9 protein-coding genes and 1 pseudogene are annotated in these 9,736 nt (G+C 51.9%); 4 read left to right on the top strand and 6 right to left on the bottom strand.

Annotation, left to right across the window (positions count from 1 at the left end):
- Positions 1-94 precede the first annotated feature (94 nt).
- The 4 genes and pseudogenes from HMPREF2572_RS00860 to HMPREF2572_RS00845 form a co-directional block, all read right to left on the bottom strand.
- Complete coding sequence (locus HMPREF2572_RS00860) at positions 95-316, bottom strand: major capsid protein (RefSeq protein ID WP_049230649.1); 222 nt, start codon at positions 314-316, stop codon at positions 95-97.
- Positions 317-409: 93 nt separating this feature from the next.
- The gene (locus tag HMPREF2572_RS00855; protein ID WP_002215770.1) at positions 410-607 is read right to left on the bottom strand and encodes a hypothetical protein; all 198 of its coding nucleotides are present in this window, start codon (positions 605-607) and stop codon (positions 410-412) included.
- A 4-nt stretch (positions 608-611) separates the two neighbouring features.
- Entirely contained in the window at positions 612-902 is a 291-nt protein-coding gene (locus tag HMPREF2572_RS00850; RefSeq protein WP_016686631.1) for a hypothetical protein, read from the bottom strand.
- 45 nt (positions 903-947) lie between these two features.
- Positions 948-2,296, bottom strand: a pseudogene (locus HMPREF2572_RS00845) (replication initiation factor domain-containing protein).
- 256 nt (positions 2,297-2,552) lie between these two features.
- On the opposite strand from HMPREF2572_RS00845, the gene panC reads away from it, so the two are divergent.
- Entirely contained in the window at positions 2,553-3,389 is an 837-nt protein-coding gene (panC, locus tag HMPREF2572_RS00835; protein WP_070495502.1) for a pantoate--beta-alanine ligase, read from the top strand.
- A 71-nt stretch (positions 3,390-3,460) separates the two neighbouring features.
- On the opposite strand, the gene HMPREF2572_RS00830 is transcribed toward panC, so the two are convergent.
- Both HMPREF2572_RS00830 and trkA read right to left on the bottom strand, forming a co-directional pair.
- Positions 3,461-4,192, bottom strand: coding sequence for an SIMPL domain-containing protein (locus HMPREF2572_RS00830; RefSeq protein ID WP_070495499.1), 732 nt, complete (start codon positions 4,190-4,192; stop codon positions 3,461-3,463).
- A 138-nt stretch (positions 4,193-4,330) separates the two neighbouring features.
- Positions 4,331-5,743, bottom strand: a complete 1,413-nt coding sequence (gene trkA / locus HMPREF2572_RS00825) for a Trk system potassium transporter TrkA (protein WP_003740742.1) — start codon at positions 5,741-5,743, stop codon at positions 4,331-4,333.
- A 237-nt stretch (positions 5,744-5,980) separates the two neighbouring features.
- On the opposite strand from trkA, the gene hisS reads away from it, so the two are divergent.
- The 3 genes from hisS to der all read left to right on the top strand — a co-directional run bounded on the left by hisS (position 5,981) and on the right by der (position 9,650).
- Positions 5,981-7,276 carry a histidine--tRNA ligase gene (gene hisS / locus HMPREF2572_RS00820; protein ID WP_070495495.1) on the top strand — a complete coding sequence of 432 codons (1,296 nt, stop codon included), beginning with the start codon at positions 5,981-5,983 and terminating at the stop codon, positions 7,274-7,276.
- Entirely contained in the window at positions 7,277-7,906 is a 630-nt protein-coding gene (locus tag HMPREF2572_RS00815) for a YfgM family protein (protein ID WP_070495493.1), read from the top strand.
- A 286-nt stretch (positions 7,907-8,192) separates the two neighbouring features.
- Positions 8,193-9,650, top strand: coding sequence for a ribosome biogenesis GTPase Der (der, locus tag HMPREF2572_RS00810; RefSeq protein ID WP_070495490.1), 1,458 nt, complete (start codon positions 8,193-8,195; stop codon positions 9,648-9,650).
- The last annotated feature ends 86 nt before the right edge of the window (positions 9,651-9,736 follow it).

Here is a 9,736-nt window from a genome sequence, read left to right as displayed (position 1 = left end):
TTGTCTATTGTCGGCACTACATGGGTCATCACTTCGTTTGTCGCCGCTTCGTGTGTGAAATGGCAGACACGGCCGACTTGATAACCCATTGCCATTAACCGCCTTTGCGTACTGCTTTGATAATCAGACCAACAACGACCATTGCAGCAGCAACACCGATTACAACCGCACCAATAGACGAAACGCCTTCTTTTGCGCCTGACAATTCAGCTTTGGCGGCTGTAATCAATGCGCTGTCTTCCGCCATTGCAGGCAAAGACATGATGGCAACGGAAGCACCGGCGACGGCGTATTGCAGTTTTTGTTTCAGGTTCATTTTGTTTTCCTTTACGAAATGTTGATAAATTTGGTTTTGCGGGCTTTATGAAAGGGTTTTTCAGACCGCCCGCCGAGTCTGAATCTTTAAAATTCAGTCTTTCAAAAATCCGAATACGACAAATTCGTATTGGTTGCCAATTTCTTCCAAGCCTGCGTTAATCGCTTCTTCGAAGTCGTAGAAATAATCGGCATTGGTGATTAATTTGGTATGTCCGATGTCACCCGTTTCAGGGGAGAGATACAGAAAGTCCCCTGTTGATACGGACTGGACAACATAGACTTTCTGCATTCAATCAGCCTTTCTTAACGGGTTGGAAACCGATGACTTTCAGTTTTTGAGTCTTGCCCGTAGTGACGATTTCTACGTTCAGGTTTGCTTCGATCGGAAATTGGGCGTTTCGGAACTGCTCGAAATTGGCAGAGCCGCCGAAATCGTATTCAGTGGTAGAGCTGCCCAATGCGTTGCCTTGGGAGCTGTCTAAGGGTGTGGCGACAATCAGGCGGCAATAGTCGAAGTTCTTGCCTTCGATTTGTCCGTTGAATTTTTTAACGCCGACGATGTGGCCTTGAAGTTGAATGTTCATTTTTTGGTTTCCTTGTGTGATTAAACGTCTTTGCGGGCAGACGCTTTAAGCCCATGAAATCGGTAGTCTTGAGAATTTGTCGTAGATGAAGTTGTTGTAGCTTTCTTCATTGGTGACGTGTTTTTGCTGCTCAAGCTGCTTTTCCAGACGCGCGTAATATTCGTACATGTCGTAATGGTCTTTGTACGGCTTGAATGCGGTCTGCTCATGAATGGCTTGGGCTTTCAAAAAGGCGCAATCATAGGCTTCGGGAGCTAAAGCCTTGGGCAGCTTGTGATGATTCGGCTCAATCAATTCAAACAGTTTGGCTTTGTCCAGTTTAGGGAAGATGAATTTCAGACCGTTGGCCGCGCGTCCGAACTGCTTTTTCACCCATTCAAGGTAACGGTCGGCTGAAATGACCTTATCTTCCTTAACCGCGTGTATGCGCGTTGCCTTTTGGGCGAAGCGTTCGCAAATCGGATATGCACCGCCGAAATATTCGCCCGGATTCTGCAAAACTTCGAAAGGGATAACGATGTCTTTTGCTTTGAATTCAATTTCAAATCGTGTCCATGTGCTTGTTTTATCGCCCAATTGCTTGCCTTTTTCATAGACGCGGACGTACTTGGACGATTCACGGGAGCCGATACCGTAGGTCTTGCCTTTGGTCATTTTGGCTTCGTCGTCTTCTTCCCAGTCTGAACCCAAACATTCGCCTTTGGGTTTGACGTGATGGCAGGTAAACAGACCTTTATTGCGGTCTTCACGAGCTTGGTTCGGGCTGTATTCGCCGTTGAAAAAGTCTTTGGCTACGTCAACACGGGTAATTTTTGGGCGGATTGCATTGGTCAGGAATGCGAAAAGTCGGGATTCCCAGCCTTCTTTTGCGACGCCGCAACCGGTGCCGGTCAATTCGAAAAGGATTGTATTTTGTTGACCGCCGAAGTGAACGCGACCGTACAGGGCGTCTTCCGAACCCATCAACCAACAACGCTCATAGAAACGACCGCCCGAACCTTTGGACTCTTTGTAGATACCGAAACCGAAAACTTCTTCGGCAAGCATGGACGCGGCGCGGATGAAATCTTCGTCTTCCAACAGGCTTACACGGACACCGTATTTGTCGAAAAAGGTTTTTTCGTGGAATGAAAAGCTGATTTGGTCGATAAAGGCGGAATCGGATACACCGCGACGGAGCGGAACGCCTAATAGGTTTCCTTTACCGTCCAAAATGTATGTTTCGTAACATTCAAAGGCTTCTTGAAATGCGCCGGCGTCTTCGGTTTCTGTACCCCCCCCCTGTTAGATAAGGGGGGAAGATTTGAAGCGTCTGCCGCCGCCTTGCCGTCCGCTGGCGCGTCCGCCATGTCGGCGGCAAACGCTTTCTTGATATCTTCCATCTTGTCTTTCATAGCGGTATCCCTTAAACGACGGGCAACAAAAAAGCCCTGTTACTTTCAAAGTAAAAGGGCGTTAAATATTGTTAGCCGTCCCTTTGGGATGGCAATATATAAGGTCGTCTGAAAAGGTTTTCATCGTGAAAACCGAATTTCAGACGGCCTTTGTTTGTCCGTGTTCCCAGCGTATAATCGGCGCGTGATTTTCGGGCTGACAAAACATGGCGGCTGTACGCGGTCATCCCCGAAAAAGATAAAGGACATTCCCACCATGCAAATCATTCATACCATTAAAGAATTACGCGAATGGCGCAAAAACGCAGGCAGCGTTGCCTTTGTTCCGACTATGGGCAACCTGCACGAAGGTCATCTTGCCCTCGTTCGCGAAGCCAAAAAACGCGCCGACAATGTCGTTGTCAGCATTTTCGTCAACCGCCTGCAATTCGGGCAGGGCGAGGATTTCGACAAATACCCGCGCACCTTGCAGCAAGACGCAGACAAACTCGCCAATGAAGGCGTGGCCGTCGTGTTCGCACCCGACGAAAAAGAGCTGTATCCCAATGTTGAGCAACGTTTCAACGTCGAACCGCCCAACCTTCAAAACGAATTGTGCGGCAAATTCCGCCCTGGGCATTTCCGCGGCGTGGCTACCGTCGTCAGCAAACTGTTCAACATCGTCCAACCCGATACCGCCTGTTTCGGCAAAAAAGACTATCAGCAGTTGGCGATTATCAAAGGCTTTGTCGAAGACCTGAACTTCAATATCGACATCGTTCCTGTCGATACCGGCCGCGCTGCCGACGGACTCGCGCTTTCCAGCCGCAACCAATACCTCAGCGAAGCCGAACGCGCCGAAGCCTCGCGCCTGTACCGCGAATTGCAGCGCGTCGCCGACGAACTCAAAAACGGCAATCTCGATTACGTCGGATTGGAAACGGAAACCGTCCACCGACTGACCGAGGCAGGTTGGGTAGTCGATTACGTCGAAATCCGCCATGCCGAAAGCCTCGCCGTCGCACGCACCGGCGACAAAGCCCTTGTCGTCCTCGCCGCCGCCCGCTTGGGAACAACGCGCCTGATTGACAACTTGGAAGTCAGCTTGGCTTGAGCGTTGGAATAGAAAAAGGTCGTCTGAAAACCGGTTTGGGTTTCAGACGACCTTTTTGTTTGGAGAGCGTTTTACATCTGCACCAAGCCGTTGACTGTGATGCTGATTTCTTCTGAGCCGGGAGAGGGAGCTTGGATAGCGTTGTTTTCGTCGCTTGCCGCACTTCTAACAATAGCGGATTCGGCACTCATCATTTTGGTACGGGCGAAACCTAAACGGTCGTCGATGGAGCGGTTGCCGATGTGGCCTAAATTGAGTTTGACGATTTTGTAGTTGGAAAAGCCGAGTGTTTTCGCCAAATCTTGCGCGCGGTCTTTGAAGCGCAGGATGGCGGCTTTGCTGACTTGATCGACGGCGGCTTCGCGTTTTTCTTTGGAGATGCTGAAGCCGATGTGGTCGAGAGTGGCAGATTGCAGCGTCTCGTCAGTCAGGCGGTTGATGGCGTCAAAGTCTTTGCTTTCGACTTTGAATGAAGCAACTTCTTCCCAGCCTGTTTGGATGCGTTTGCCGTTGTTGTTGTATTCATGGCGCGGGCTGGCACTGCGGCTGAGGAGCTCGGCTTGGAGTTTGTTGTTTTGTACGGCTTTATTGAAGTCGTTGAATTTTTTCTGAAATGCTTTGTTAACCGTGGCGCGGTCTTTGCCTTCGGCATTGATGCTGAAGTGGGCGGTCATGGTATCGCGGGTTATTTCGAGATTGGCGGATTCGGCAAATTCGACCATGTTGTAATGAAGGGTGTCGGTTTCGGCTGCGACGGGCAGGGCGGTTGCAAGCGCAAGAGCGGCAAGGATGGGGCGTAACATGGATTTTCCTTTTGGTATCGGATGTGGAAACGGATGATATTGGATAATTTGTGTCAGGTCGTCTGAAAGTACGGTTTCGACGAAGTTAAAAAAGGTTTTGACTTTACTGCAACCGGTTTCAGACGACCTTTGACAGTGTTAGCCGAAAAAGCCCATTTTGACTTGGATGAGTTTTTCGAGTTCGGGTAAGACACGGCGGCGGGAGACGAAGAAGATGATATGGTCGCCGTCTTGAACGAGGACGTCGGTGTGGTGTCCCATGATGACTTCGCCTGTTTCGGCGCGGACAATGGCGGCGATGTAGCAGTCGCCCGGCCATTTAATGCCGCTGATACGCCTGCCGACGATGGCGGAGGTGTTTTTGTCGCCGTGGACGACGACTTCAATGGCTTCGGCAGTACCGCGTCTGAGTGGGTGGACGGCAACGATGTCGCCTCGGCGGATGTGTGCAAGGATGGAGCCGATGGTGATGAGGTGCGGCGACACGACGATGTCGATTTTGTTGCCTTCGAGCAAATCGACGTAGCTGGAGCGGTTGACGATGGTGACGACGCGCTTGGCGCCGAGGTTTTTCGCCAATAGGCTGGACATGATGTTGTTTTCGTCATCGTTGGTCAGGGCGCAGAAGACGTCGATTTCGTCGATGTATTCTTCGTCCAGTAGGGTTTCGTCGGTGGCGTTGCCTTGCAGGACGAGGGTGTTGTCGAGGTTTTCGGCGAGCCACTCGGCGCGGCGGGGGTTGTATTCGACGATTTTGATGTCGTATTTGGATTCGAGCTGCTTGGCGAGGCGGTAGCCGATGTTGCCGCCGCCGGCAATCATGATGCGGCGGGTGCGCGCTTCTTTGGGACGCAGTTCGCGCATGATGGTGTTGACGCTGTTGGTGTCGGCGGCAAAAAGTACCTCGTCGCCTTCAATGATGACGGTTTGCGGCGTGGGGACGATGAGGCGGTTGTTGCGGTATATGGCGCAGATTTGGCAGTCCACGCCTTCGGGGAGGTGTTGGTTGATGTCGGCAATTTCACGGTTGACGAGCAGCCCGCCTTTGCGCGCCTGTACGATGATCATGCGGACTTTGTCGTCAGCAAACCGCAATACCTGCAACGCGCTGGTGTAGCTGAGCAGCCCGACGAGTTGTTCGGTAACGAGTTGTTCGGGGCTGATGGTTTCGGTGATGTCGAAGACGGTAAGGCTGCCGTTTTCCGTATCGTCATTTTCAGGGTAGGGGTATTCCAGATATTCGCTGGAACGCACACGGGCGATGCGGCTGGGAATATTGAAGAGGTCGGCGGCGATTTTGCAGGCGACAATGTTGGTTTCGTCGCTGCGGGTCAGGGCGAGCAGGAGGTCGGAGTCCGCCGCACCCGCCTGTTCGAGGATGAACGGGGATGCGCCGTTGCCGAGTATGGTTTGGACGTCGAGGCGGCTGCCGATGTGTTGCAGGGCTTTTTCGTCGATGTCGATAACGGTAACGTCGTTGCTGGAAACGGAGGCGAGATTTTGCGCGACGGTCGAGCCGACCTGTCCGCTGCCGAGGATGAGGATTTTCACGGTTTGGGCGGGTGGTTTGGTAAGGATGATGGGATTGTATAGTAAAACAAAATAAAAAGGCTACAATGCCATCCTTGCCTTATTGCGGCTGCTCTGAATATACGGGGTCGTCTGAAAAATCGCCGCGCCGGTTTTCAGACGACCTTTTTGCTTAAAACCTTCATCGCCGAAACCTCACAACTCCTTAAAAATCAGCTATAATTGCCGACTATTTTGATTTCGGTATCCCTATTTGAAATGGCACAAAAAATCCAATCCGTCAAAGGCATGAACGACCTTTTGCCCGTCGAACAGAAAGATTTCAAACTGACCGCTGCATTTTGGCAGGCGTTTGAAGATGTGGTCGGCAGCTGGACGCGTGCTTATGGTTATCAGCAAATCCGTACGCCGATTGTCGAGCAGACGGGTTTGTTTGTCCGTTCCATCGGTGAAGAAACCGATGTGGTCGGTAAGGAAATGTACACGTTTTCCGATTCCAACGATTCTTTGAGCCTGAGCCTGCGCCCGGAAGGTACGGCGTCCTGCCTGCGCGCGGTGGTCGAGCATAACCTGCTGTACAACAGCCCGCAAAAGCTGTGGTACATGGGTCCAATGTTCCGCCGCGAACGCCCGCAAAAAGGACGTTACCGCCAGTTTCATCAAGTCGGCATCGAGGCGTTGGGTTTTGAGGGCCCGGACATCGACGCGGAAATCATCGCTATGTCGGCGGATTTGTGGGACAAGCTGGGTATCCGCGATTACCTGACTTTGGAAATCAACAGCTTGGGCAATCGCGAAGAACGTGCGGCGCACCGTGCGGCTTTGGTCGAATATCTGACCCGTTATGAAGACAAATTGGACGAAGACAGCAAACGTCGTCTGAAAACCAATCCGTTGCGCGTTTTGGATTCCAAAAATCCCGATTTGCAGGAAATCTGCAATGCCGCGCCACATTTGACCGATTATCTGGGCGAGGAATCGCGCAATCATTACAGCCGTTTCAAAGCCATGCTGGAAGGCTTGGGCATTGAATACGTCGAAAACCCGCGATTGGTGCGCGGCTTGGATTATTACAACCAAACCGTTTTTGAATGGACGACCGACAAACTCGGCGCTCAGGCGACGGTGTGCGGCGGCGGACGTTACGACGGTTTGATTGAAGAACTCGGCGGCAAGCCCGCTCCGTCCATCGGTTTTGCAATGGGTATCGAGCGTTTGCTGCTGCTGGTTAGCGAATATGGTTCGCTGGAAGTCAATGCCGCACCTGACGTGTACGCCATGCATCAGGGCGAGGGCGCGGATTTGCAAGTAATGAAATACGCGCAAGCCTTACGCGCACAAGGTTTCAACGTGATGCAGCATTCCGGCTATCAAAGCCTGAAAGCGCAAATGAAAAAAGCCGACAACAGCGGCGCGCGCTTTGCCCTGATTGTCGCGCAAGACGAATTGGCGAACGGTACGGTTACGCTCAAAGACATGAACGGCGCACACGGTCAGCAAACCGTCGCCGCCGACGATTTAATCCACACTTTACAACAATGGAAGAACGCATAAATGGCAGCCCATCTCGAAGAACAACAAGAGTTAGACAATTTTAAATACTTTTGGAAAACTACCGGCCGATGGCTGTTTGCCCTGCTGATGGCGGCGGCGTTGGGCTATTTGGGCTATACCATGTATAAAAGCCATAAAGCCTCGAAAAATCAGGAAGCTGCTGCGATATTGGCGAAAATCGTCGATAAAATGCAGGCAAAAGCCTCGCAAGCCGAAGTTAACGCCGATTTGACCAATCTTCAGCAAAACTATTCGGATTCCATTGCCGCCGCGCAAGCGACGCTGATGGCGGCTGCGACTGAATTTGATGCCCGCCGTTACGACGTGGCTGAAGGTCATTTGAACTGGGTGCTGCAAAACCAAAAAGCCCCGCTGGTTCAAGCATTGGCGGCGCAGCGTTTGGGTATTGTCCTGTTGCAGCAGAAAAAATACGATGCCGCGATCGCAGCATTGAACACCAAAGTTGAAGCCGATTTCGAGCCGCTGCTGTTGGAAGCGAAAGGTGATGTTTATGCCGCGCAAAACAAAACCAAAGAAGCCGCGCAAAGCTATCAGCAGGCTTTGGAAAAGCTGCCTAAAGACGCTATCGAACGCGAATTGCTGCAAATGAAGCTGGATTCGCAAAAATAAGGTCGTCTGAAAAATTGAGAGACGTATGCGGCTTGTCGGAATCTTTCCGGCAAGCCTTGTCTGTTTTAATTGTGTTCTACTTTATATAGTGGATTAAAATAAAAATGAGAAAAGGCAGCAATGCAGATAGTACATAAGGGCGTTGGCAACGCCGTAGCATTGCAATTTTCATCCACTATATTTTCAGACGACCCCCTATCCTTTTTAACCCACCGTGTTTTGAAAAACACCTGCTCGTGTTGCAGGTTCGCTTCCGAACCGACACTTGAAACAGAAAGACCCCATCATGAAACCTACCATCGCCCTTGTCGGACGCCCGAACGTCGGCAAATCTACATTGTTCAACCGCCTGACGCGCACCAAAGACGCGCTTGTACACGATCTGCCCGGCTTGACCCGCGACCGCCATTACGGACACGGCAAAATCGGCAGCAAACCTTATCTCGTCATTGATACCGGCGGTTTCGAGCCGGTTGTGGACAGCGGCATTTTGCACGAAATGGCGAAACAGACTTTGCAGGCTGTCGATGAGGCCGACGCCGTCGTGTTTTTGGTGGACGGCCGCACTGGTCTGACCCCGCAAGACAAAATCATCGCCGACCGCCTGCGCCAAAGCCCGCGCCCCGTTTATCTAGCGGTAAACAAAGGCGAGGGCGGCAACAGAGCCGTGCTTGCCGCCGAGTTTTACGAGTTGGCATTGGGCGAGCCGCACGTTATTTCCGGTGCGCACGGCGACGGCGTGTATTACTTGATTGAAGAAATTTTAGAAAAATTCCCTGAGCCCGAAGCCGAAGACACAGAAGTCAAGCATCCCGTTTTTGCCGTTATAGGCCGTCCGAATGTCGGCAAATCCACGCTGGTTAACGCCATTCTCGGCGAAGAGCGCGTGATCGCTTTTGACATGGCAGGCACGACGCGCGACAGTATCTACATCGATTTCGAACGAGAAGGCAAGCCGTTTACCATCATCGATACCGCAGGTGTGCGCCGTCGCGGCAAAGTCGATGAGGCGGTGGAAAAGTTCTCCGTTATCAAAGCGATGCAGGCGGTTGAGGCGGCAAACGTTGCTGTTTTGGTGTTGGACGCGCAGCAGGACATTGCCGACCAAGATGCCACGATTGCCGGTTTCGCTTTGGAAGCAGGACGCGCGCTGGTGGTTGCCGTCAATAAATGGGACGGCATCAGCGAAGAGCGGCGTGAACAGATCAAACGCGACATTTCCCGCAAACTGTATTTTCTTGATTTTGCCAAGTTCCACTTCATTTCTGCATTGAAAGAACGCGGTATCGACGGATTGTTCGACAGCATTCAGGCAGCCTACAACGCCGCCATGATCAAAATGCCGACGCCGAAAATCACCCGCGTCCTGCAAAGCGCCATCGAACGCCAACAGCCGCCGCGCGCAGGTTTGGTGCGCCCGAAAATGCGTTATGCCCACCAAGGCGGTATGAACCCGCCCGTGATTGTGGTGCACGGCAATTCGCTGCACGCGATTTCCGACAGCTATACGCGCTACCTGACCCAGACGTTCCGCAAAGCCTTCAATCTGCAAGGCACGCCGCTGCGGATTCAATATAATGTTTCGGAAAACCCGTATGAAAACGCGGAAGACAAACCGAAGAAAAAACCGCTGCGCCGCGTCAGCCTGAGCAACCGCATCGAAAAACGCGAGGGCCGCAAGGAAGAGAAAAACCGTTTTAAAAAGAAAACCAAAGTCAGCGTGAAGAAACAGCACAGCAAATAAATCTGACGAAACAAGGGGCGCGCCGTGAGGCGTGCCTCTTGTAGATTGCAGCCGGAACGAGTAGTGCGGTTGGGGTGAAGCCTTTT

The sequence above is a fragment of the Neisseria sp. HMSC064E01 genome (assembly GCF_001808875.1).
In the GTDB taxonomy this organism is placed as follows: Bacteria; Pseudomonadota; Gammaproteobacteria; order Burkholderiales; family Neisseriaceae; genus Neisseria; species Neisseria sicca_A.
The sequence above is the reverse complement of the archived record's forward strand: the minus strand, read 5'-3'. Positions and strand labels throughout refer to the sequence as shown.